This is a genomic window from Flavobacterium sp. (assembly GCF_031423415.1).
Lineage (GTDB): Bacteria > Bacteroidota > Bacteroidia > Flavobacteriales > Flavobacteriaceae > Flavobacterium.
On the sequence record NZ_JANPFL010000123.1, the window covers coordinates 74,024 to 98,145 of the forward strand.

21 protein-coding genes are annotated in these 24,122 nt (G+C 33.6%); 7 read left to right on the plus strand and 14 right to left on the minus strand.

The features are described from left to right. The first annotated feature begins 169 nt into the window (after positions 1-169). Positions 170-1,045, plus strand: a complete 876-nt coding sequence (locus RMO83_RS11015; RefSeq protein WP_310559735.1) for a M48 family metalloprotease — start codon at positions 170-172, stop codon at positions 1,043-1,045. A gap of 211 nt (positions 1,046-1,256) precedes the next feature. Here RMO83_RS11015 and RMO83_RS11020 read toward each other — a convergent pair whose 3' ends face one another. The 13 genes from RMO83_RS11020 to recF all read right to left on the minus strand — a co-directional run bounded on the left by RMO83_RS11020 (position 1,257) and on the right by recF (position 16,793). Then, complete coding sequence (locus RMO83_RS11020) at positions 1,257-2,057, minus strand: energy transducer TonB (RefSeq protein ID WP_310559736.1); 801 nt, start codon at positions 2,055-2,057, stop codon at positions 1,257-1,259. A gap of 630 nt (positions 2,058-2,687) precedes the next feature. Continuing rightward, positions 2,688-3,974, minus strand: a complete 1,287-nt coding sequence (locus tag RMO83_RS11025; protein ID WP_310559737.1) for a hypothetical protein — start codon at positions 3,972-3,974, stop codon at positions 2,688-2,690. A 233-nt stretch (positions 3,975-4,207) separates the two neighbouring features. Then, positions 4,208-4,666 (minus strand): hypothetical protein, encoded by a 459-nt coding sequence (locus tag RMO83_RS11030; protein ID WP_310559738.1) that lies wholly within the window; start codon positions 4,664-4,666, stop codon positions 4,208-4,210. Between the two features lie 118 nt (positions 4,667-4,784). Continuing rightward, entirely contained in the window at positions 4,785-7,301 is a 2,517-nt protein-coding gene (locus RMO83_RS11035; protein WP_310559739.1) for an FAD-dependent oxidoreductase, read from the minus strand. A gap of 18 nt (positions 7,302-7,319) precedes the next feature. Continuing rightward, the gene (locus RMO83_RS11040) at positions 7,320-8,261 is read right to left on the minus strand and encodes a hypothetical protein (protein ID WP_310559740.1); all 942 of its coding nucleotides are present in this window, start codon (positions 8,259-8,261) and stop codon (positions 7,320-7,322) included. A 135-nt stretch (positions 8,262-8,396) separates the two neighbouring features. Further along, a complete protein-coding gene (locus RMO83_RS11045; protein ID WP_310559741.1) occupies positions 8,397-8,948 on the minus strand; it encodes a sigma-70 family RNA polymerase sigma factor in 552 nt (183 codons plus the stop codon). Then, a complete protein-coding gene (locus RMO83_RS11050) occupies positions 8,939-10,045 on the minus strand; it encodes a glycosyltransferase (protein WP_310559742.1) in 1,107 nt (368 codons plus the stop codon). Before RMO83_RS11050 ends, RMO83_RS11045 begins: the two co-directional genes overlap by 10 nt. Positions 10,046-10,265: 220 nt before the next feature. Next, the gene (murB, locus tag RMO83_RS11055) at positions 10,266-11,279 is read right to left on the minus strand and encodes a UDP-N-acetylmuramate dehydrogenase (protein ID WP_310559743.1); all 1,014 of its coding nucleotides are present in this window, start codon (positions 11,277-11,279) and stop codon (positions 10,266-10,268) included. A 39-nt stretch (positions 11,280-11,318) separates the two neighbouring features. Beyond that, entirely contained in the window at positions 11,319-13,166 is a 1,848-nt protein-coding gene (gene asnB / locus RMO83_RS11060; protein ID WP_310559744.1) for an asparagine synthase (glutamine-hydrolyzing), read from the minus strand. Positions 13,167-13,168: 2 nt separating this feature from the next. Then, the gene (locus RMO83_RS11065) at positions 13,169-14,236 is read right to left on the minus strand and encodes a glycosyltransferase (RefSeq protein WP_310559745.1); all 1,068 of its coding nucleotides are present in this window, start codon (positions 14,234-14,236) and stop codon (positions 13,169-13,171) included. Between the two features lie 9 nt (positions 14,237-14,245). Then, a complete protein-coding gene (locus RMO83_RS11070) occupies positions 14,246-14,920 on the minus strand; it encodes a DUF2461 domain-containing protein (RefSeq protein WP_310559746.1) in 675 nt (224 codons plus the stop codon). 10 nt (positions 14,921-14,930) lie between these two features. Continuing rightward, positions 14,931-15,632, minus strand: coding sequence for a thioredoxin domain-containing protein (locus RMO83_RS11075; RefSeq protein WP_310559747.1), 702 nt, complete (start codon positions 15,630-15,632; stop codon positions 14,931-14,933). Between the two features lie 81 nt (positions 15,633-15,713). Further along, complete coding sequence (recF, locus tag RMO83_RS11080) at positions 15,714-16,793, minus strand: DNA replication/repair protein RecF (protein ID WP_310559748.1); 1,080 nt, start codon at positions 16,791-16,793, stop codon at positions 15,714-15,716. Positions 16,794-17,033: 240 nt separating this feature from the next. Between recF and RMO83_RS11085 the strand changes: the two genes are divergently transcribed. The 6 genes from RMO83_RS11085 (at position 17,034) to RMO83_RS11110 (ending at position 23,379) form a co-directional block, all read left to right on the plus strand. Next, entirely contained in the window at positions 17,034-17,807 is a 774-nt protein-coding gene (locus RMO83_RS11085) for a tetratricopeptide repeat protein (RefSeq protein WP_310559749.1), read from the plus strand. An 82-nt stretch (positions 17,808-17,889) separates the two neighbouring features. Continuing rightward, positions 17,890-18,459: a 6,7-dimethyl-8-ribityllumazine synthase gene (gene ribH, locus RMO83_RS11090; protein ID WP_310559750.1), complete on the plus strand. Its 570-nt coding sequence runs from the start codon at positions 17,890-17,892 to the stop codon at positions 18,457-18,459. Between the two features lie 174 nt (positions 18,460-18,633). Next, positions 18,634-20,490: a DNA mismatch repair endonuclease MutL gene (gene mutL / locus RMO83_RS11095; RefSeq protein ID WP_310559751.1), complete on the plus strand. Its 1,857-nt coding sequence runs from the start codon at positions 18,634-18,636 to the stop codon at positions 20,488-20,490. Further along, entirely contained in the window at positions 20,487-21,299 is an 813-nt protein-coding gene (locus tag RMO83_RS11100; RefSeq protein WP_310559752.1) for a rhomboid family intramembrane serine protease, read from the plus strand. The genes mutL and RMO83_RS11100 overlap by 4 nt, the downstream gene beginning before the upstream one ends. 90 nt (positions 21,300-21,389) lie before the next feature. Beyond that, positions 21,390-22,262 (plus strand): rhomboid family intramembrane serine protease, encoded by an 873-nt coding sequence (locus RMO83_RS11105; RefSeq protein ID WP_310559753.1) that lies wholly within the window; start codon positions 21,390-21,392, stop codon positions 22,260-22,262. A gap of 70 nt (positions 22,263-22,332) precedes the next feature. Then, positions 22,333-23,379, plus strand: a complete 1,047-nt coding sequence (locus tag RMO83_RS11110; RefSeq protein WP_310559755.1) for an endonuclease/exonuclease/phosphatase family protein — start codon at positions 22,333-22,335, stop codon at positions 23,377-23,379. A 12-nt stretch (positions 23,380-23,391) separates the two neighbouring features. Here RMO83_RS11110 and RMO83_RS11115 read toward each other — a convergent pair whose 3' ends face one another. After that, positions 23,392-24,018 carry a WbqC family protein gene (locus tag RMO83_RS11115; protein ID WP_310559756.1) on the minus strand — a complete coding sequence of 209 codons (627 nt, stop codon included), beginning with the start codon at positions 24,016-24,018 and terminating at the stop codon, positions 23,392-23,394. Positions 24,019-24,122: the final 104 nt, after the last annotated feature.

A 24,122-nucleotide genomic window follows, 5' to 3' on the forward strand; every position in this document is an offset into this window, starting at 1 on the left:
TGCAAAATTAAACAACTGTTTAATTTAAACAACTGTTTAATTTTTTTTTAATCTTTATTTAACGATTCTAGAATGTGATTTTTTTTATTCTATTAAAAAAATTAAATTCTTATTTTTGTTTATCCAAACTTGGGTTTATATTTGTCCTTAATCAATTTATACTTAAAAAATGAAAATTAAATCTGTATTTTTAGCCGTATTACCTGCCTTTTTTGGTTATTCAATTGCCAATGCACAAATTAATTTTGGAGATAAAGCCTTGGGAGCGCTACAGAAAGGAGTTGCTGGACTCACTTTTAGCGATGCACAAGCGGCTCAATTATCAAAAGAAGCCGTAGCTAAAATGGATGCTGAGCACACAATTGCTGGTCCAACGGATCCTTACGCTATTCGTCTCAACAAGATTTTTGGAAAATATAGTAATGCTTACGGGTTGGCTTTAAACTATCAAGTATATGTTCTCAAAGAAGTAAATGCTTTCGCCACTGCCGATGGAAGTGTTCGTGTTTACACTGGATTAATGGATGTTATGGATGATAACGAATTGCTAGTGGTTATTGGTCACGAAATTGGTCACGTGGTCAATCACGATTCTCGAGATGCCATCAAAGCAGCGTATCAAAAGGAAGCTTTGATAGATGGTGTTGCTTCGCAATCGAAAACTGTTGCAACCATTACAGATAGTCAATTGGGAAAAATAGGTAGTGCAATGATTGACAGCAAGCACAGCCGAAAACAAGAATCGGAAGCCGATTTGTTTGCGTATGATTTTATGAAGAATAACGGTTATGACGTGAATGCGGTGGAATCTTCTTTTACTATTTTGGCAAAAATGAGCGAAGGAGCTCAAACTGATTTTCTGACTAAAATGATGAGTTCGCATCCGGACTCTAAAGAAAGAGCTGAAAACGCTAGAAAAAGAGCTGAAAATGAAGGGTTGTATAAACCATACGTACATCAAGTGCCAGTCGTAGCCAAACCAAAAACGACTACAAAAAAACCAACAACAAAACCCACAAAAAAACCTGCTACGAAGAAAAAATAATTGAATTTCAATTTTGTGTATAAAAAAAGCAGAACTTTTTAGTTCTGCTTTTTTTGTTTTTTGTTTGTCTTGTAAATATTTTGATTTTATTTACTTTAACAAAATGTATCGAGAATCAACCTAACATCGAAAGCTTCTCGATACAATTTTGAATAGTAAAGCTATCGCATTACTATTCAAAATCACTCGAAGAGACGTGAAAGGGGTTATGTTACTGCATTTCGACAACTATGGGTAAGTTGTAAGCGGTTCTAACTGGTTTTGAATCAATCATTCCCGGTGACCATTTGGTTCTCAAGGATTTCAGAACGCGAACAGCTTCTTTTCCCAAGCCAAAACCCGGATCTCTTTTTACTTGGATATCAGTCATACTGCCGTCTTTTTCAATTATAAAGGATACGTACACTCGGAAAGTATTGATTCCATCAATTTCTGGTTTTTCGAAATTGTTGCCGACATACGTATAGAATTTATTAATTCCACCCGGAAACTCAGGAAGTTTGTCTAATTCAGTAGTATTGTTGATTTCTTTTACATCATCGATTGGTAATGTCGGACTTTCGATGGTTCCAGAGGTAGTATTTATTCCAGTTCCACTTTCTGTTCCCGAACTTAAAGGATGATTTTCTAAGACATCTCTATTTGTTGGAACATCAACCAAAACATCTGGAGTTGTAGCAACTACCATCGGACGCAGCACAGTTGGTTCTTGAGGTGCTTTTGAATGCCCTGTATTTATGGGTGTTTTCGGTTGTAGCGGCTCAATGTGATATGGTGTAACAATAAGTGGCTCGTCGATAATAGGATTCGTTTCAACAATTATTGGGTTTCGGAGTAAATGCGCTACTGTGAATATGGTTCCAAAAGCAGCAATTAATAAAATTCCTGAGAAAAAAGCCATCACGGTAGTTCTTGAACTATCGCGGCGCAATTGATATGCACCGTATTCTTGGTTTTTGTTTTCGAAAACAAGGTCAATCCAGCGGGTTTCGTAAATACTTAATCTAGACATAATATATGATTTTAAGGGTTAAGTATTTATCGAGTCATAATTAGTGGTTTTAACATACAACGCAAATAATTGTATTTTTAATATATAAAATGTTGATTATTTTACAATTATTTTAACAGGAAGAATGAGATAGTCTGTTTTTGGGCTGATTGAAGGTTACAATGATAATAGAATTGAATTTTTCAAAGTTAATTTTGAGGCAGAAATTGCTCGTTAGCTATTCTAGAAAAAAAAAAATAGCCTTATTTTTTATAGTTACCTTTTTCTGGACATTGCTTTAAAAAAAATAGATAGTAGCTATAAATGCTTTCTTAACCGTTTTTAGCTATGAACCGGAGTTCGATATAATAATTTTTAACCACATAGAAATTGTGAAATAATAATTAGCAAAGATTTTCATAGGTGTTTTACTTAAACATAGCTATGAAATCTATGATAAGCATCGCGTCTTTCTATTAAAAAACAATATTTTCCTAGCCTGCACTGTGTGAAGTCGAAGTGTGGTTTAAAATTTTCAATATTAATCGAGTTCAGGTTACAAGCAGTTAGCACTTTTCAAGCATAAAACTTCATTTAACCGCTGAACCGTAACTTTTCGTGAGGCGCTGTTAGCGTTTCGCGCTCTGTCTATTAGCTGAAAATATCATAAAATCTCCAATACGCAAATAGGCCAATGAGTATCACGTAAATAAGATTGTTTAAGGTAAATAGCCACTTGGCAAGTACATTCCAACTATTCTCCTTAAAAAGCCTATAATTAATTACAGAAAAGGGAATTATAAGTAACAGTAGTAGGAATGGAATGTATGAGGTTACACTTTTAAAAACATTTGTCGGGTCTTTGTATGGCGCAGGAAAGTAGAAAACGTTGACACTTCCGCTTAAAACAAACATATAATAGAACAAAATAAGCCCCAGTGGAAACAGTACTAGTTGAATGTAAGCATACTTTTTACGCTCGGTTCTTCTTAAATATTGAATCAAAAAGAATATCGAAGTCAGTAAAAAAAATCCAGCAGCAGCCACTATAAACGCTCCAATTACAATGCTATTTTTTGGGGTTTTGAAATTGCGTAATTTTTTAAATTCAGGGTTAGGCGGGAATAATGTGTCAATCGCAATACTATGGTCGCCCTTTTTTAATTCTTCGCTTAATTTGAATTGAACGCTTGTCTTATAGTCGTGATAAAAATACAAGTTCACCGTCCCGTTGTTTAAGTCCCAGATTGAAGAAAGTAAAGTTCCATCGCCAATTTTTTTTCTACACACGTGCATCGTATCGGATAAGGCGGCGCAGAACGCTAGTGAAGTGTCAATGCCATTCTTTAAAAATGCAACTCCGTTTCGGTAGCGGTCTAATTTATTGGCATTTTTTTCTGGCGTTATGGAAGGACAAAAGTTGGATATAACGTAGGTTGGTTGGTTTCCTATTGTCAAAGTGTAAGGCTCAACAATTAGATATTTGCCTGATTTATCAACGTAAATAAAAACGTCTTCTATAAAATAACTGTGGTCGTATTTACTAATGAATTCTTTAACTTCTTCTACTGATTTGCAAGTATGAAGAATGTCCTTTAGATACTGTGTTGGGTTGGATATGGTTATTCTGTTTGGAAAAATTTCTTGTGTTGGGTGATAAGAAGCAAGTCTCTCAAAGGCTAAACCCATTTCATTCATTCCGGATTGCGGAGCGTAGCCGTTTCCTCCGTCATATCTCGAACCGGTAAAGGCAGCCCCAAAGTTGCTTTTGACTGTTTTTTTTTCAAACCAAATATGAGGTGTTAGTCTCCACGCATCTTCGTTGCTTCCTAGTATGGTGGTATTACCCACTGTAATTTTATACCCACTACACGCAATACTTTCTTGTACAACTGCAAGAGTTATCATCGTCAATACAATAAGTTTCAAAAATTTCATTTTTTTTATTTTTGGAGTCATAACTTGTTTAACGTTGCATTTGATTTTTAATTGTTCGATTTTAGGGTTGCTGTGGAATTCGAAAAGGGGAGGAGGAAAGCATACCGATTTCTTTCTATACGTTTGTCAGCTATGAGCAGTTAGCACTTCATTTAACTATGGAAACTCCAATTTATTTTAGCTGCCGCGATGGGCAGGTAAACCTTTAGTCGTTTTTAAAGTGTTAAATTTTACTACTTGTAGCGGTCTTTATTTAACCAAGTAAGAATTATTTCTAGCATTGCTGCCTTTGTCATTTTACTATCTTCAATTTTTGTATTGATTATAACCAGAGTAGCATACTGACCCATAATTAAGCCATTCTGACTAATATCAAATGATAGCCCTGGTGCAATAAAGTTATCATTTTTGTCACTGAAGTGAATAACGAAATATCTTTTTTTCTCACACGTTTTTAGGGTTGATTTGAAACGATAAAGCCTAGTGGCTTTCCCAGTTTCTTTTAATTTAATGATTCCGCTATATACGGTATCCATCGAACCTGAATTGGGAATATATTTTACTCCAAATCTTGTAATTCGAGCTGTACCTTTAAAATATTCTGTGTCAGCAAGTCTTTGAGTATAGCAGGCCGATAGTAAAACCAACAAACTGGCAAAGAATAGTACCCTAACTTTATTTTGGTTTTTCATTATAGTTTATGATGTTTATTTACTTTTCTATGCTTGATCATAACGGGGATTTCGCATAGCTTTCCAATATTTCGATAACGTCTTATTTTATTTCAGTTTTTGGATAGAAGGTACCAGTTTAATAATCATAAACATGTTCAACTGTTCCGTGTGTGCGCAATACATTTTTGATAAAAGGCAACAGTTTGCCAACAGGTAAAAAGTAAAGATTTCTTTTTACACTGTCATTAGTAACTATTTTTGATTGGTACAATAACTTTATGTCATTAGAATTTATTTCTTGTTGGTTCCCGGTAATTGTAGAAACTGAAATTTCATCATTTCCAGAAATTTCATAAATTTTCAGATCTTGATTTGATAGTTTGATTATTTCAGTTGTAAAACTTGCCCATCTAGTAATGGCAATAATCATTTTGTCGCCATCTCTTTTAATGATTTTTAAGTTTTTATTTTCTTTAACGGAATCAACATTAGAAACGATTAAATAAATAGAATTTGCAGGAGTTTCATAAGTAGATTTTGCTGCCCACTCAATTAGTTGTGAATAAAATGCTTTGAATGAAAATTCGAATGTAAAAATTAAGGTTCTTTCCCATTTTCGAAGTGTACTGCAGTTTGATTTTTCAGAAGCGGTCCATACTTTTTTAATCCAAGGTAAAAACTTAAATTCGTACCAAGCTGTTTGGTATATAAAATTACTGTAGGCTCTTTGTGCTTCAATTATTATTTCTTCTTCTTTGGATATTTTTTCCTCTGAAAATAAAGCAAAGAATAGCCCTACCGTGTTTTCATAAATTATTTTTGATCCATACTCCATAGTCATACTAACACCAATAACTTGTAGCATCGTTTTGTATTCACTGTTTTCAGGATATGCCTTTGAAGTTAATTTTATAGAACGATCGTAAAGTTTCCAATACTCATCAATAGATTTGTAGAAAGGGAAATTGGATGGGTTTTTACCACTTTCTAGGTAATCAGCATATTCTTTCGGGTTATAAACTAAGTACCATTCTGGAACCGTAAGAATTGTTTGTTCCTCGGCTCTGAAATACTCTTTAATTTTCTTTTTTTCTTGAGTTAGCTCACTTTTTGAATAAGGATTGTACTTATCCAATAACTTATTTGTGAATCGTTGATTTGGATCTAGCTTGTTTTTTAATGCGAAATATTTAGCACTGTTTGGATACCCTTTTTGAAACTGCTCGATTGTAGCGTGCGGTTGATAGGGTAGATACCAAGTTCCATTTTCGCTTAAAATAGAATCGGTCATTTCGAGTGTCCATTTTTTTACCATGTCTTTTGCTTCTTGATTTGTTTTTTGCTTATAATAAATTACAAATGCAAAAACTTCTTTATTTGCCCACGAAAGATCACTTTCATTATCTGGCAAAGCGTGTCTTAACGAAACATTGATAACATTGACATTGTTTTTTTGAAAAACAGCGCACATTTTTGGAATAAATGATTTTGTATTCTCAACAGGGATGAAGTATTCTTGCAAGACATAAGTTTCGTTTTCCCTTGAGGTAGGTTCTAATTCTCTTACATCATAACTAGCTTCTTTATTTCTCCATCTCACTATTTTATTAGAGTAATACAAAGGATCAATGGTAAATTCTCGAATCCATTTTCCCGATTTTCCCCAAGAAACGACACCTGTTAATTTTGATTCTAGCCAATAATTTTCATCTTCGGATATTAATCTTTCTTTATCGGTTAATGGTTTTGTGCTTTTTACCCATAAAACGCTCATTATTTTGTCATACTTCGGCGGATACAAATTACCATTTTGGAATATAACATCTTTGTTATTTCGAATGTTTTTATCAAAATACGTTTTGTATTCTTCAACATTCATTATTTTATGGAATCGTTCTACTTTTATATTATCCGCCAATTCCAAATTAGCTTCGGCGATAACTCCAATTCCGCCATATCCGCCAATTGCAGCATTAAAAACGTCTTGATTTAATTTTCGATTTGCAATAATTATATTACCATCGGCAGTAATAACTTTTAATTCTAAAACAGACGAAATGATTGGGCCGTGACCAATGTACCTTCCGTGACAATTTACGGATATTGCACCTCCAACCGTAAAGTTAGAGTAAGTTTGCATTATTTTTATAGATAAATTCAACGGATCAATTACTTTTTGAATATCTCTCCATCGAATTCCTGCTTGTACTGTAATTTGTTTTTTTGTCGTATCTATTTTAATGATTTTATTGAAGGATCTCATATCAATATGCAAACTATTTTCAAAAGCAGTTTGTCCTCCCATACTGTATTTTCCACCACCGATAGAAATTGGTCCAGAAGTATTTTTTATTGCATAAACAATTTCGTTTACCGTTTTAGGTTTAATGATTTTATTTACCTGTATCGGATTTATTTGCGTAACATCGTTTAGTGTTTTATTTTCAAGAGTCTTAGTAAATTCAGGGTCTCCCGAAAACTGGATTAATAAGAAAATGTATAGAACAAATGCAATTAAGCTATAGAAAGGGATTGCTAATCTTTTTTTGCGATTGATAATTTGGATTACTTTACTAATTCTAAAGCAGATAAGTTTTATGAACTTTATTAAATAAGTTAAAAGTACTTGAATAAAATGGAAGATTTTTTTCATAAATTTGTACTGCAGAAGTTAGATTTTTGTAAAAAGCATCAAAGCATTTTTTGTAGGATCTCCTTTTTGGTATAATGTTTTTTTATGAAACTTAAATCCGATTTTTTCAACGAAATTGCAAATAAAATCTAGTGAATAAAAGTTTCTAATCTCTTTACTATTATACTCCCAATTTTCATTAACGCCCATATTGAAGACATCGTGAGCAAGTGCTACTAAAACTTTTTGGTCTTCGGTGTCACAGTTATGATCTCTTAAAATTAATTTTCCACCAACTCGCATAGTGTCTCTAATGGAAGAGATATATTGAACACGTAAATCCAATGGACAATGATGAAAACCTATGTATATTGTTACTAAATCTAAACTTTTGGCTGGAATATGTTCGGAAAATTTAGTTTTGTAATCCGTAAATTGTATGTATTCGGCTCCTACGGCAATTTGTCCACGATCAACCATTTCACTGAATGAATATTTTGGTTTTCTACCATCTGCGTAATACCTTTTGCCTTTAATTGAAATGTTTTCTTCAAGATAATCTAAATACCTTCCAGAAGAACCTATTTCTAAATAACCATTATATGTGGTACCTTCTCCAAGTAGAGCAACAGTTTCTTTGGACATTTCATTTTTTTGGTGCATCAAGGCAGGAAGTTGGTATCGGAAACTTGATAAAATCGGGGCAATATCGTCCAATTGTGATTGCGTCGTTGTATAAATCTCTTTATCAGTATTTTTTGAAATGGTATTGTCATAAATTAACTTATGAAACTCCTTTTCAGGATATAAATTGAATACGTTTTTTAAAAACAGAAAAAACTCGTTTTTGAGTTTGCTGTTAGTATAAATATATTTAAAATTACTTACAATTGCTGAATTTGCATTGAATATATTGTTTGAAAACAACTTCGTTGAAGTTACAAAAAGCAATGTTGTTTTAATGAAATTCCGTCTTTCCATATTTTAATCAATGAAGTAGTAATCAATTTCTTGCTAATGTATAAATTTAGGATTTAATTGACGAACAATAGTTAATTTTATTTGTGAATATTTGTCGAGTACAATCGTAGATTATTGACAATACATAACCATTAATCAACGTTTATCCTGAATAATTTCGGCTAGTAATTTTTTGGCACGAAGTAGTTTTATTTTGACGTTGCTGAGTGGTTCGTCGATTTTGTTGGCAATTTCCTGATAACTCATTTCCTGAAAATAACGCAGTTGAATTACTTCTTGATAATGCGGTTTGAGTTCCTTGATGAATTGTAGTAATCGGGAAAGGTTTTGCTCGGTAATCAATTCATCTTCCGCCGATGGAGTGGTGTCGGCAATGTTGTAAGCTTGCTGGTCTTCGTCGTCGGTGATTTCGATAAAAAGACTCGCTTTCTTTTTTCGTAATAAATCGATATGAACATTTTTAGCAATGGCAATCAGCCAAGTATTGAATTGGAATTCGCGATTGTAAGTGGTTATTTTATCAAAAGCTTTCGAGAAGGTTTCTATGGTAATATCTTCGGCATTGGTTTCGTTTTCGGTACGTTTGAGCATAAAACCATAGACTTCATTCCAGTAAAAATCCAATAGAAAAGTGAAGGCCGCTTGATCGCCTTTTTTCGCTTTTTCTATCTGTTGGTTTATTTCCAATGTACAGGTTTTGAAAAAATATTGGTGATAAAGATATTTAATTGGGCGAAGATAAGCACAATTTCAATAATGGGAAACCAGTACATCACATCTTTCTCTTTTAATTTTCCTGCCGATAATCCCAACGTAATCCAAGTGAACAAATAACGGAAAGCTACTAAGCTCAAAACAATTATCCATTGGTATTGGAACGCCAATAAAACTGAGGCTATAATCAAAAACAACAACTGTGAAGCATAAAAAAGTCCTAAGTGAATTTTATCGAAAGGTTTGTACAATTTTGCAGTGGAAACGTGTCTTCTTTTTTGGGTGAACCAATCCTTGAATTTTGTTTTTGGCTCGGAATAAGTGAAACTTTCCGGCAAATAACAAAGTGCAGTATTCTTATTTGTCGCAACCTGATTGATGAACAAGTCGTCGTCACCAGAACGCACTTGAATGTGACTGATGAAGCCGTTTACATTGAAAAATTCTTCTTTTTTATAGGCTAAATTGCGACCAATTCCCATATAAGGATGACCTATTTTTGCCCAAGAAAAATATTGAACTGCGGTCAGCAAGGTTTCAAAACGAATGATTTTATTCAAGAAAGAATTCGCTACTTTTTCGTAGGCGCCATACCCTAAAACGATGGTTTTTTGCATTGTAAATTGCGAACTCATCGTGGTAATCCAATCTTTGGAATTGGGATAACAATCGGCGTCTGTGAACAACAAATAGTCTTTTTTAGAAGCTTTTATACCCAGTGTCAAGGCATATTTTTTGTTTCCCCAAAACGCCTCGTTGTTTTTTACTTTTACTAATCTGACATTGGAATATTGTTTTTCAAATTCTTCGAAAATTTCCAAAGTATTGTCACTTGAAGCATCGTCTATCACGATAATTTCAAAATCGGGATACTCTTGTTCAGCAAGCAATGGAATGTATTTTGCCACATTTTCGCCTTCATTTTTGGCACAAACAATAACGGAAATAGAAATTCTTTTTGGATTTGATTTCTGTGTTTTGGCGAAGGCAAATTTCCCGAAAACAATCACATAATACGCAAGTTGAATGGCAATTATAACAATAAAAAAGTATAAAGTAATGAGTAACATATAGGCTTGGCTTCTTTTAAAATCGGTACAAAGATACTTATTAATTAGGAATTACGAATTATGAATTATGAATTAGGAATTATGAATTAGGAATTATGAATTAAGAATTAGGAATTAGGAATTATGAATTATCAATTATCAATTATGAATTATCAATTATCAATTATCAATTAGCAATTATCAATTATCAATTATGAATTTAATATGATGCTGTATGGCTTTAAACAATATTGACCTCTGCTTCTATATGAATTCCAAAAGTGTTGAAAATAGTTTCTTGAATGTATTTGGAAACATCCAAAATTTCTTGTCCAGTCGCATTTCCGTAATTGACTAAGACCAAAGCTTGGTTTTTGTGAATTCCTGCATCGCCAAAACGTTTTCCCTTGAATCCGGCTTGCTCAATGAGCCAACCAGCAGGAACTTTTACTTCAGTTTCAGAAACGACGTAATATTTCATGTCTGGAAAACTTTGATGAATTTTCTCAAAATCAGTTTTCAAAAGGACAGGGTTTTTGAAGAAACTACCACTGTTTCCAAGTTCTTTTGGATCGGGTAATTTGCTTTGTCGAATGGCAATTACAGCATTGCTCACGTCCTTTAAAGTCGGATTCGTGATGTTGTTTTTTGCCAATTCAGCAGTAATATCTCCGTAGGAAGTATTAATTTTATGGTTGCGCTTCGTCAATTTGAAAACCACCGATGTAATAATGTATTTGTCTTTTGCCTCGTTTTTAAAAATACTTTCGCGGTAACCAAAATGACATTCCCGTTTGGTAAAAGTTTTCATTTCTTGGTTTTCAATGTTCATCGCTTCGCAAGAATCGAAAGTATCTTTGATTTCAGTTCCGTATGCACCAATATTCTGTACAGGAGTTGTTCCCACATTTCCTGGTATCAAAGACATGTTTTCTAGTCCACCCAAGTTTTGGTTTAGCGTCCAAAGCACAAATTCGTGCCAGTTTTCGCCTGCTTGACTTTCGACCCACACAAAATCGTCGTCTTCTTTGATGATTTTTTTACCTTGCAAATCGATGTGAATTACCAAGGCATCAATATCTTTGGTCAAAAGCATATTGCTTCCGCCTCCCAAAATAAATTTTTTTTTGAATTTACTTTGTTCTAGAATTGCTTTTAATTCAGCAATATTGTGCACAGCAGCAAATTCTTTTGCATTGGCTTGAATGCCAAAAGTATTATAGTTTTTTAGAGAAAAATTAAGTTGTAGTTCCATAAGAATCATTAGGTTTCTAGCCTTAATCTGAAATCAATATCAAAATTTATTTGCGTACGTTTTCAGCCAAGTATGCATCATAAATAGTGGCATAATGTACGGAATCATTGTGGTATCACCTTTTCGTAAATTCCCGACAAGTTTTTTGGCATCGATATGCTCGAAATAAGGCATTTTGAACAAATCACTTTTTGAAAACGACTCTAATTCAACAATAAATCCTGGACTTTTAATTAAATAATCACCCCAAGGAACACTCAATCCAATTTTTTTGAAGTTGAGAATTTCATCAGGAAGCCGATCCTTCATTGCTGATTTTAAAACGTATTTCCATTTTTTACCTGTAAAAAGCCATTCATCATCTAGTGAACCTAATCCTGCAACAAGTCTTTGGTCTAAAAATGGTTCTCTACATTCTATTGAAGCGCCCATTGTGCAACGGTCATTTCGGTCGAGTAACGAGCATAAATACGTATGTTGGTCAAAATACAGTGCTTGTCTTCTTAAATTATTTGGATATAGTGATTTTGCGTCTTCCAAAATTTGCTTTCTGTATTCGTTTATTGGAGGATTGACCATGCCAAAAGTTTTTGCAATGTCTTTTGGGTAAATGTTGCAACCATTAAATATAACCAAATCATCATTATTTTTTATCTGGGAGTATCGTGCCAGTTTTTCATATCGTGGTTTGGTCGTAAAATAATCCATATGTCCAATAGTTCCTATTGTATTTAGTAGGCTTGGATATTTCAATGCTTTGTACCGCACATAACCACCCATTAATTCATCTGCGCCTTCGCCTGAAAGCAATACTTTTACGGATGGTTTTGCTAATTGAGAAAGAGCCAAGATATGGGGTTCGCTCAAGTGCATAATGGGTTCATCCTGAAAATAAGTAGAATCAACTAGCTTTTCGAAAAGGATATTGTCCTCCAATTGCATGGTGTGAAATTCATAACCAAATTTATCGGATATCATTTTGGCCAACTGCGATTCGTCGTGTTCTTTTTCTTTGAAACCAATATTAAATGTTTGGATGTCTTTGAAATTTTGTTGCTTTAGTGAAGCCAAAATCGAGGATGAATCCAGTCCACCACTTAGTAAAACGCCCACAGGAACGTCGCTTACCATTCGCAATTTTACTGAATCGTCAAAGGTTTCACGAAACCATTCTACTGGATTTTTAATTTTTGGCTGATTCTGAATTTCAGCTTTCAAATCCCACCATTTTTCGGAAGTAGTTTTTCCACTTTCTTCAATAGTTAGAATGTGTCCTGGAAGTACTTTTTTTATGTTTTCATACAACGTATTTTCACCAGCCACAAACCGATTAAAAATATACTCTTCCATACCGTCTTTTGCCATTTTTAACGGAACACCAGCTGTGAAAAGTGCTTTTTGTTCCGAAGCAAAGTAGAAAGTCTCGTTGTAAAACGAATAATATAAAGGTTTGACACCCATTCTGTCTCGAACAGCAGTAAGTTTTCGTTCTTTCTTGTCCCAGATTGCAAATGCAAACATTCCGTTAAGACGATTGAGCATTTTTGTTCCATACAATTCGAAAAGTTTTATTAAAACCTCGGTATCTGAACTAGTTTTTATGTCAAATCCTTTCGCTTTTAGTTCAGGATAAAAGTCTTTAAAATTGTATATTTCTCCATTATAGGTCATAACATATCGACCATCATCGGATAGAAATGGTTGATGTCCGGCTGCCGAAACATCTAAAATAGAAAGCCTTCTATGCCCCAAACCAATATTATTTTCGATAAATAAACCTTTATCGTCAGGACCACGATGTTCCAGCGCATCACGCATTTTTGTTAGAATGCGTTCGTCTACTTTTTTATTTGATTGCAAATGCAAGATTCCATTAATTCCGCACATAGCTAATTGGTTTTTGTATTGTTAATTAACTCGTGATACTTGTCGGCAATAATCTTCATATTTACTGTATAATTTGCATTTTCTTCCACAAATTTTCTGTTTTCTAATACGGCTGCGTTTCGATATACTTTATTTTCAAAAGCCCAAAGGAGTTCATCGACCAGCATTTCAGTATCATCAATACTTATTAATTGACCGTTTTCGCGGTGTTTGATCCAGCTTTGATTTCCAGGAATATCAGTTACAATGGGATAGCAATGCGAAGCCATCGCCTCAAACAATGAAGCAGAAACGCCTTCAGTTATGGGCATACTAATATAAAAATTGGACTGCTGCAACAATTCTGGTAATTTTGTATTTGGAATTCTACCCGTAAAATTAACCTTTTTTTCAATATTCATTTTCGTTGCTAGTTCTCTTAACTGCGGTAGCAATTTTCCGTCTCCAACAATAGTCAATTCAAAATCTATTCCTTTTTGGTTTATGATACCAAAGGCTTTGAGGATGGTATCGTGGCGGTATTCAGGCATTAACGATCGCGTTACGATTGCAGTTAATTTTTCGGAAGATTTGTTTTTATTAGTACCAAATAGATTAAAATCGATTCCTTTTGGTAAGACCAACACTTTTTTCATCTCTACATTGGCTTCTTGCATCGAGATAGTCATTACTGGACCCCAAGCGTGAATCAAATCGGCTTTTTCAAAAGCGTAATTTTGGATAATTTTTTTAAGAGGCAATAAAATAGAATTTTCGGGCCATAAATCAGTTCTTCCTTGTTGGGCAATGGCAATGGGTTTGACACCGGATAATGCGGCAAGAAAACCATAACTAGTTGTTCTTTCAGCAATGACCATATCGGGTTGTTTTAATTGGACTAGTTTTCTAATTTGAAAAAGCACAGTACAAAACTCTAACATTCTAAAAGTACGGCTAAATAAATTGTGGTTTGGCGTCCTTAATTCCCAAGTGATAATTTCAAAATCGCCAAAATCCTTTAGTCCATTCATCCAAGTAATAGCGTCCGCTCGGTAGGTTTCTCCCAAAAAAAGTATTTTTCTTTTTTTCATTTTTATAAATTAATCTTCGGAAGTTAGTGCTCGATTGATAAAATCGTTCAAGGGTTTCAAGACGATAAGTTTTTTTGTCATTTTGGCAACAAAATCTTCATTGGTAACTTCCTCGATATTGAATTTCTGAGAAGTTTCAAAGCTTTTTAATTTGAGTAATTCAATGGCAGGATGCTCTTTTTCGTAACCTCGTGGAGGATTTTTCAGCATGTTTGTTTCATTCCGATCAAAATCAGTAAATTCCTTTTGAAAGCTTTTTTCTTTAAGAATTTCTTCCAAATCTTCTTGGAAATAGGCAATTTCTTTTCGAACTTTTTTTAAATCTTCAGCTTCAGGGCAGTATAATCCACCTGCTATAAAACTACCATTTCTTGCAAGATGAACATAATAACCAGAACGATTCATTCCTTTGGCACCGCTGGATAGCCAAACTCCAATATGGTCCTTGTATGGCGATTTGTCTTTTGAAAATCGAATGTCCCGATTGATTCTAAAGGTGCAATTTTTTACTTCAAGCATTTCTAGCGATGGGTCAAGTGGTTTCATCGCGTCCAGAAAATCCCCAACCAGTTGTTGATAGTCTTTTTTGAAAACTTCATAACGTTTTTTATTATCTAAAAACCAATCGCGATTGTTATTGGATTTTAAATCGTCAAGAAATTGTAAACTGTCTTTTGAAAGCATATTTCTTAGATTATTGTAATTGTTTTTTCAATTCTTCTTCACTAATATATCCCGAATTTTTCCATTTCAATTCCTTTTTTTCATATAATAGGAGAGTAGGAAGTTCACTGATTTTCATTTCTTTAATTAAAGTTTTATTTTCATCTGCATCCAATCGGATGATAACTACCTTCTCTGCGCAGTCCTTTTGCATTCTGTCTAAATAAGGAGCCATTTTTTTGCAAGGCGCACACCATTTGGCATTAAAATCTATAAGTACTTTTTTGTCCGTATTTAATAACGCAGCGTATTCTTGACTGCACATTCCGATAATTTGATCGCTCGATTTTGATACATCGTTTGCATCCCAACTCATCATCCCGCCTTGTAGGTTGTAGATTTTTTTGAATCCTAATTCCTCTAATTTTTTAGCGGCATTTGAGCTTCTTCCGCCACTTTTGCAGTAAACGAAAACGGGTTGTGATTTGTCTAGTTTTTCAATATTTGGTACAAAATCATTGCCAAGCCAATTTATATTTTTAGCATCTAAAATATGTCCTGCATTGAATTCTTCAGGAGTCCTCACATCGATTAGCTGAGGTTCCTCAATCATTGCTATTTCTTTTGAAAAGCCTTTCGGATCAACGTTTATAATATTTTCAGACGTTTGTCCCTTACAAGACAGGATGGTTAAAAAGATTAATAAACTGTAGAATTTGGTAGTTAGTTTCATTCTTGATTAAATTTTTAAATGGCTAAAATAAGTAATTTATAGCATTGATTTTGAAAGTAAAAGTTAAAATATTTACTGTAATTATAGTTTAAATATTTTATACGTTTGATGTGTTGACTTGACGATTTGTTCGGTTCTTTCAGGATGTGTATCCGAAATAAAAAGTTGTCCAAAAGTGTCGCTATTAACCATATCGACGATTTTGGCAACTCGATTTTCGTCTAATTTGTCGAAAATATCATCGAATAATAAAATGGGTTTCAAACCGCTTTGTGTTTTTAAAAATTCAAATTGCGCCAGTTTTAAGGCAATTAAAAATGTTTTTTGCTGCCCTTGTGAGCCGAATTTTTTAATTGGATAATTATCAATTTCAAAAGATAAATCATCTTTGTGAATTCCAACGCTTGTAAAATGCAAAGCCCTATCTTTGTTGATGTTTTCTTCTAAAAGCGACAGCAAATCTTTCTCTAATAAATGACTTTCATAAACCAATTGTACCGTTTCCTGAGATCCCGTTATCGCTTGATGATGGGTATTGAAAATTGGGATGAACTGTTCTATAAAATCTTTGCGTTTTTCAAAAATGTATTTTCCAAAAGTATCGAGTTGCTCATTATATATAGAAAGTGTATCATTGTCGAAAACAAAATTCAAAGCAAAATATTTCAATAAAGCATTGCGCTGACTTATTACTTTTTGATATTGAATGAGTTGCTTTAGGTATTTAGAATCCAATTGCGAAATCACGCTGTCCATAAATTTTCTGCGGGTTTCGCTACCTTCTACAATCAAATCTCGGTCAGCAGGCGAAATAATTACCAGAGGAATGAACCCAACGTGCTCCGAAAATTTATCGTAGATTTTTCCGTTGCGTTTCAATATTTTTTTCTGTCCTTTCTTTAGGCTGCAAATAATTTGTTCGTTTCTGTTGTTGATTTCAAATTCGCCGTCAATCACAAAAAACTCCTCGCCGTGCTTGATGTTTTGGACCGCCAAGGGGTTAAAATAACTTTTCCCGTAAGACAAATGATAAATCGCATCCAAGACATTGGTTTTTCCGATTCCGTTTTTGCCTACAAAACAATTTATTTTGCCCACAAATTCAAACTCTGATTCAGAAAAATTCTTGTAATTGAATAGTGAAATTTTTTTTAAATACATTTAGGTCTTACTGGAATAGAAAATTAGGTATTTGAGAATGTGTTTTAAGAGGGTGCAAATTATCGAAAATTATCGATAAAAATTACTTTTTGGCATTTTCAAATGGTAAATATTTTTCAGATAGAAACAAAGTAGTAATTAAATAGTAGATAATGTATTTTTATTTGAATTTAAAGCCATTTTTTTTATGACGATATGAATAAAAATTTTATTTTTGCGGCTCACTAAATTAAAAATTAAATGGCTACTTATAATAAAAGAGGATACAAACCAGCAAAAGAAAAAGAAGTTAAAGAAGTAACTGAAGATATATCTGTATTAGAAAAAAACAGTAAAACTGCTGAAGTTTTCTCCACATTAGATGCAACTGCGTCAAAAACAGAAGATTTTGTAGCCAAAAATCAAAGAATTATTATAGGAGTTGTTGGTGCTATCGCCTTAATGACAGTTGGATATTTAGCCTATCAAAAATTTGTTTCAGCGCCAAAAGAGGAAGAAGCTGCAATCGAAATGTTTGTTGCGCAACAAAATTTTCAAAAGGCTACAGAAGGAGTTGCTAGCGATTCCCTATATAAATTAGCTTTAAATGGTTCAGAAGGTAAATTTGGTTTTATAAAAATTGCCGACGAATATGCGGGAACAGACGCTGGAAATTTAGCTAATTATTATTCAGGTGTTGCTTATTTGAACACCGGAAAATACACAGAAGCTATTGAGTATTTAGGAAAATTCAAATCTGATGACATTGTTTTGAGTGCTATGGCAAAAGGAGCAATAGGAGATGCGTATTCGCAAAAAAATCAGCCTAAAGAAGCTTTAGAGAATTATGTTAAGGCTGCAGAATCTGATAAAAATAATTTTACTACACCGCGCTTCTTGTTGAAAGCAGGAAAAACAGCATTGGCATTAGGAAATAAAGAAGATGCGCTTAAATATTTTACAGATATTAAAGACAATTTTGATGCTTCGTCAGAAGCTGCCACAATTGATGTGTTAATTGGATTAGCACAATAATATAATTTTAGATTGCAGATTTTAGATTTAAGATTCGTATTTTTACCATATTAAATCTAAACTTTAAAATCTTAAATTAAAGATGGCAACTATAAATAAAAATTTATCCGAATACGATAAAAACTCAATCCCAGACGCGAAAAATTTTCGGTTTGGGATTGTTGTTTCAGAATGGAATGATATGATAACTGAAGGACTTTTTAAAGGGGCAGTTACAGGACTTCTAGAAAATGAAGTGCCATCAGAACATATCCTGAGATGGAATGTTCCAGGGAGTTTTGAACTCATTTATGGAGCAAAAAAAATGTTACAAACTCAAAATGTCGATGCTGTAATCGCTATTGGTTGTGTCATTCAAGGCGAAACCAAGCATTTTGATTTTGTGTGTGAAGCCGTTTCACAAGGAATCAAAGACTTGAATGTGCAAACTGATATTCCAGTAATTTTTTGCGTTTTGACCGATGATTCAATGCAACAGTCCTTAGACAGAAGCGGCGGAAAGCACGGAAACAAAGGAACCGAAGCTGCTGTTGCAGCTATAAAAATGGCGTATTTAAGACATCAAGCGTCCTTTAGTCACCAACTCAAAAATCAACAATTATTGTCTACTGGACCTTTGCAAGTTGAAGGTTTGAAGATGATTGAGGAATAAAATAATATTGCTTCCGATCGCTATCGGAACTAAAACCTATACTATTCTATTGATGGTATAGGTTTTTTGTTTTTTTTATGATTTATTTTGGTAGTAATCCCAATAGAAAATACTTAAATTTGCTCACTACAGATCAAACTATAAACCATAAACAAAATACCATAAACTGAACTAATGTCGAGTATTATTCAATTACTTCCTGATCACGTTGCTAATCAAATTGCTGCTGGAGAAGTCGTTCAGCGACCTGCTTCAGTGGTCAAAGAATTGCTTGAAAATGCCGTTGATGCTGGAGCAAATGACATCAAACTCATTATAAAAGATGCCGGGAAATCATTGGTTCAAGTTATCGATAATGGAAAAGGAATGACCGTCACCGATGCACGGATGTGTTTTGAACGTCACGCCACATCCAAAATTCGTCAAGCCGAAGATTTATTTTCATTGCACACCAAAGGATTTCGTGGAGAAGCATTGGCATCGATTGCCGCAATTGCCCACGTCGAAATGAAAACCAAGCAGGATCAGGAAGAATTGGGAACGCATATTGTGATTGAAGGTAGCAAATTTGTTTCGCAAGACGTAGCTGTTTTGCCAAAAGGAACCTCATTTGCCGTTAAAAATTTATTTTTTAATATTCCTGCTCGTCGCAATTTCTTAAAATCCGATACGGTGGAATACCGCCATATTGTTGATGAGTTTCAGCGCGTGGCATTGGCACACCCGCAAATCTATTTTACGTTTTATCACAACGGTAGCGAAATGTTCAATTTGCAGGCTTCCAGTTTGAGACAGCGAATTGTAACTATTTTTTCGGGAAAAACCAATGAAAAGTTGGTTCCCGTTACCGAAGAAACCGAAATTGTAAATATTCAAGGTTTTGTATGCAAGCCTGAATTTGCCAAAAAAAATCGGGGAGAACAGTTTTTCTTTGTGAATGATCGATTTATAAAAAGTGGTTATTTGCATCACGCCATAATAGCTGCTTACGATGGTTTGCTAAAAGATGGCGCACAACCCAGTTATTTTCTTTACCTTCAAGTGCCGCCAAATACGATAGATATCAATATTCACCCCACAAAAACGGAGATTAAATTTGACGACGAGTCGGCTTTGTACGCTATTTTGCGGGCTTCGATTAAGCACAGTTTAGGACAGTTTAATGTGGCACCCATTTTAGATTTTGAGCGCGATGCCAATTTAGATACTCCTTACCATTACAAAGATTTAGATGCAGAAACACCTACGATTCAGGTGGATGGTAGTTTTAATCCGTTTTCTGAAACGGATAAACCCAACAAACATTTTACGAATTCCAGTTCAAGCTACAGAAGACCTGAACCGACTTCGAATTGGGAAAGTTTGTACGTGGGATTAAAACAAGATTCAGAGGAAATTGATACAATGACTTTTGAAAATGAGACTGTAACATCTTCTTTATTTAATAATGACGAAGTAGAGCAAACCGTACATAAAACCTATCAAATTCATAAAAAATACATTGTCAATCCAATAAGGTCAGGAATGTTAATTGTGGATCAACAACGGGCGCACCAACGCATTTTGTATGAACAATTTCTGACCAATATCACAGTTCATTTGGCTTCAAGTCAGCAGTTGTTGTTTCCGTTGCATTTGTATTTTTCGAATGATGAAATGCAATTAATTTCTGAATTGAAACCTTCATTGACCAATACAGGTTTTGTTTTTGAAGAGACCACCGTTGATAGCGTGGTCATTTCAGGATTGCCTGTCAATGTTTCCGAAAGTGAAGCATCGATAGTTTTGGAACAGCTTTTGAGTGATTTGCAAGACGGAATTCCAGAAAGTAGTTTTAGTCAGAACGATACGATTGCCAAATCGATGGCTCGAAGTTTGGCTGTAAAAACCGGAACCTATTTAACCGAAAAAGAACAGGAAAACTTGGTCAACGGACTTTTTGCTTGCAAAGACCCGAATGTTTCTCCATTTCAAAAACCTACTTTCATTACGATGCGTGTGGAAGATTTAGATAAAAAGTTTGCATTATGATGAATATCACGCCAGTTGTAAAACAACTATTGATTATTAACATTCTATTTTTTATTGGCTCGTATTTTGTGCCAGTATCCTATGATTTATTTTCTCTTTATTACCCTGAGAGCGATAGTTTCAAAGGATGGCAGTTAATTACTCATATGTTTATGCACGCGCCATTTCCCAATGTGGCACATATTTTATTTAATATGTTTGCACTGTATTCTTTTGGAAGTGCTTTGGAACATTTTTGGGGTGGAAAAAAATTTTTATTTTTCTATATTTCTTGCGGACTTGGAGCTGCATTATTGCATACCGGAATGAATTATTACGAGATACATTCTTTCTTGTCGGATGTCTCAAGTTTGAAATTATCTTCTTCTGAAATTCATTTATTATTGAATGCCGATTATAGTTCATTGTTTGACGACAAAGGTCAGATGATGGCAGGAGAAATTAATACTATTTTGGAAAGAGTGCATTGTAGTCAACAACAATTTGATACCATTCTACAAGCTTCGATGATTTCTAAAGTGCCAATGCTTGGTGCTTCTGGTGCTATCTATGGATTGTTAGTCGCTTTTGCTTATATGTGTCCAAATGCGGAACTGGGGATAATGTTTATACCAATTCCAATAAAAGCCAAATATTTTGTACCCGGAATTTTAGCTATCGATTTGTTTTTGGGATTCAAAGGAAGTTCTATTTTTGGAGCAGGAAGTACTGGAATAGCGCATTTTGCACACGTTGGCGGTGCAATAACAGGTTTCTTGATGATGTGGTTTTGGAAGAAAAATCAATTTAACAAAAACAGATGGAATTAAAAATTAGTGTTCAGTATTCCCATTTGTAGTGTTCAGTTGTTGTGATGAAATCCAACATCTAACCTCTAACCTCTAACTTCTAACTTAAAAATGAGCAGTATATTAGACGACTTAAAAATGCAGTACAAATTCGGTGGAATAACCCAAAGGTTAATCTACTTGAATATTGCTTGCTTTCTAATTTCGTACGTTATTTTTGGATTGTTGCGATTTGTAAGCATCGACATCGATTTTCTTCACTATGTAAGTTTGTCTTCGAATCCAATGGATTTATTGTGGAAACCTTGGTCAATCATTAGCTATTCTTTTTTTCATTCGGGTATTTTTCACATTTTTTTTAATTTGATTGTTCTAAATTTTTCCAGTCAATTGTTTTTGACGTTTTTCAATCAGAAACAGTTATTGGGATTGTATCTGTTGGCAGCTATTTTTTCGGGAGTAGTTTTTGTTTTTTCTTTTTATTTAATGAATATTGTTTCACCAATTGTGGGTGCATCTGGAGCGATTATGGCGATTTTGGTTGCCACGACAACGTATCAACCCTTGATGAATCTACGTTTGTTGATTATTGGTAATGTAAAGCTTTGGCATTTTACCGTTGTTATTCTTTTGATTGATTTAATGCAAATTCAATCAGAGAATTCTGGCGGACATATTGCTCATTTGGCTGGGGCTTTTTTTGGGTTTATTTTTATTAAATTACTACAAAACGGAACCGATTTGAGTAAAATTGTTTCAAACCTATTCGATTTTTTTGTTAATTTGTTCACAAAAAAGTCATCTACTCCTTTCAAAAAGGTGCATAGGAATTATAAAAAGCCTACTGAAAATGCGCCTTCAAAGATTGTAATTAAGGATAAAACACAACAGCAAATCGATGAAATTTTAGATAAAATCAGTCGTTCTGGCTATGATTGTTTAACAAAAGAAGAAAAAGAATTTTTGTTTAAAGTAGGGAAATGAAATTGTTTCAGGTTTCAGGTTTAAAGTTGAGCAACTTGAAACTTGAAACTTGAAACTTGAAACTAAAAAAATGAAAAACCTTTCTTGGTTTAATAAACTAATGTTTTTTTTGAATATAGTTCTTACTGTATCAACGTTCGTTGCGTATCTTTTACCTTTTTTGGCTCCAAAATTTTTCCCATTGCTTTCAGTATTTACTTTGTTTATGCCCTTGTTTTTTATTTTGAATGGCTTATTTTTCTTGTATTGGGGATTCCAATTCAAGAAGAGAATGATTTTGTCGGGTTTGGTACTTATGATGGGAATTACTTTTATCAATAAATTCTATAAATTTTCGGCTAAAGAATATCCCGAGGATGATAAGGATTTTACTGTAATGAGTTATAATGTTCGGTTATTGAACGTATTCAAATGGTTGGATCGAGATGATGTTCCCGATGATATTCTAAGTTTCATCAATGAAAAAAATCCAGATATATTGTGTATTCAAGAGTATTCTAATTATGCCAATATCGATTTAAAACTTTATCCGCACCGTTATATTTACATAGATGGAAATCAAATTAAAACTGGTCAAGCCATTTTTTCTAAATTTCCTATTATAGATCAAGGGAATATTGTGTTTCCAAACTCTAGTAATAATGTCGTTTATGCTGACATAAAAAAAGGAAAAGACATTATTAGAGTCTATAATATGCACCTGCAATCCATAAAAATATCTCCTGATGTAACTGAAATTGATGAAAATATCGATGCAATTAATCAAGGTAAATCACAAAAGCTTTTCAATAGAATAAGTATTGCTTTCAAACAACAACAGCAACAAGCTGAGATTATTAAGGAGAGTAAAAAAGAATGTCCGTATCCCATCATTATTTGTGGTGATATGAATAACAGTGCGTTTTCATACGTCTATCGAAATATAAAAGGCGGATTGAAAGATAGTTTTGAAGAAGCAGGTATTGGTTTTGGGGCGACTTATAAGTTTCGTTATTATCCTGCCAGAATCGATTACATTTTTGCAGACGGCACGATGAAAGTCAAAAAATTTGAAAGCTTTCCTGATTTCGAAAATTCCGATCATTATCCAATTATGGCAAGACTTTCAATGGAATAGAGAGGATATATTTTATTTGATTTGCAGCTTTTGATTTTTCAAATAATCCAACGCGTATTTTCCTTCATTAAAGATTAAATCCAAAACGCTCAAATTATTTAGAAATCCATGTTTGTCATCAAATACCTGAGTATAGCTTTCAAATTGAGATTTGTCTTTTTTTCCGTCAACCAAAGTTCTACAATCTAAAATAGCTATTGAATCTACTTTGTGAAAATATTCAGTTGTGGTTTCATAATCCAATTTCATTCGGAGACATTTTGTAACAAATTCCAAGGTTTCAAAATTTAAATCCATCAAAAATTGATGTTTTTTTTCGAAAATTGGGCGTATTTCATCTTCAAAAAACTCAAAGAAAGGCGAGGATCTATATGCAGCTTCTAGTGATTTGAAATGCTGTTTTTGCCAATAGAAATCATTTTCAATTCTGACTTCTTTTGTTTTTTGATGTGTTTCTTTTGAATGTTTTACAGGAATATTCAGTAGTTGAATACCGTTGGGACTATAAATGTAAGTTCGATTGCGATTGGTTTGCTTTTGGAAATTATCTTCGACTTCAAACACAATTTTCTCTGATTGAGCCATAACAACGTAATGACTAATCGAAGGAAAATAGGAGGGATGTAGTAAAAGATTCATTTTATTTTCAGTTTAATAGGGTTTACTCTTGTTTAAAATGGTTTAAAAGTTTAATTTTCCCCCAGCTATAGAACCTTAAACCTTTAAACAATATTAAACTTTTA

Coding starts and splice junctions, on each gene's coding strand:
- RMO83_RS11115 (WP_310559756.1), bottom strand. CDS start 24,018: ATGAATCTTTTACTACATCCCTCCTATTTTCCTTCGATTAGTCATTAC.
- RMO83_RS11050 (WP_310559742.1), bottom strand. CDS start 10,045: ATGTTACTCATTACTTTATACTTTTTTATTGTTATAATTGCCATTCAA.
- asnB (WP_310559744.1), bottom strand. CDS start 13,166: ATGTGCGGAATTAATGGAATCTTGCATTTGCAATCAAATAAAAAAGTA.
- RMO83_RS11015 (WP_310559735.1), top strand. CDS start 170: ATGAAAATTAAATCTGTATTTTTAGCCGTATTACCTGCCTTTTTTGGT.
- RMO83_RS11065 (WP_310559745.1), bottom strand. CDS start 14,236: ATGAAAAAAAGAAAAATACTTTTTTTGGGAGAAACCTACCGAGCGGAC.
- RMO83_RS11040 (WP_310559740.1), bottom strand. CDS start 8,261: ATGGAAAGACGGAATTTCATTAAAACAACATTGCTTTTTGTAACTTCA.
- RMO83_RS11030 (WP_310559738.1), bottom strand. CDS start 4,666: ATGAAAAACCAAAATAAAGTTAGGGTACTATTCTTTGCCAGTTTGTTG.
- RMO83_RS11105 (WP_310559753.1), top strand. CDS start 21,390: ATGAGCAGTATATTAGACGACTTAAAAATGCAGTACAAATTCGGTGGA.
- RMO83_RS11110 (WP_310559755.1), top strand. CDS start 22,333: ATGAAAAACCTTTCTTGGTTTAATAAACTAATGTTTTTTTTGAATATA.
- RMO83_RS11085 (WP_310559749.1), top strand. CDS start 17,034: ATGGCTACTTATAATAAAAGAGGATACAAACCAGCAAAAGAAAAAGAA.
- mutL (WP_310559751.1), top strand. CDS start 18,634: ATGTCGAGTATTATTCAATTACTTCCTGATCACGTTGCTAATCAAATT.
- murB (WP_310559743.1), bottom strand. CDS start 11,279: ATGGAACTACAACTTAATTTTTCTCTAAAAAACTATAATACTTTTGGC.
- ribH (WP_310559750.1), top strand. CDS start 17,890: ATGGCAACTATAAATAAAAATTTATCCGAATACGATAAAAACTCAATC.
- recF (WP_310559748.1), bottom strand. CDS start 16,793: ATGTATTTAAAAAAAATTTCACTATTCAATTACAAGAATTTTTCTGAA.
- RMO83_RS11070 (WP_310559746.1), bottom strand. CDS start 14,920: ATGCTTTCAAAAGACAGTTTACAATTTCTTGACGATTTAAAATCCAAT.
- RMO83_RS11100 (WP_310559752.1), top strand. CDS start 20,487: ATGATGAATATCACGCCAGTTGTAAAACAACTATTGATTATTAACATT.
- RMO83_RS11035 (WP_310559739.1), bottom strand. CDS start 7,301: ATGAAAAAAATCTTCCATTTTATTCAAGTACTTTTAACTTATTTAATA.
- RMO83_RS11025 (WP_310559737.1), bottom strand. CDS start 3,974: ATGAAATTTTTGAAACTTATTGTATTGACGATGATAACTCTTGCAGTT.
- RMO83_RS11020 (WP_310559736.1), bottom strand. CDS start 2,057: ATGTCTAGATTAAGTATTTACGAAACCCGCTGGATTGACCTTGTTTTC.
- RMO83_RS11075 (WP_310559747.1), bottom strand. CDS start 15,632: ATGAAACTAACTACCAAATTCTACAGTTTATTAATCTTTTTAACCATC.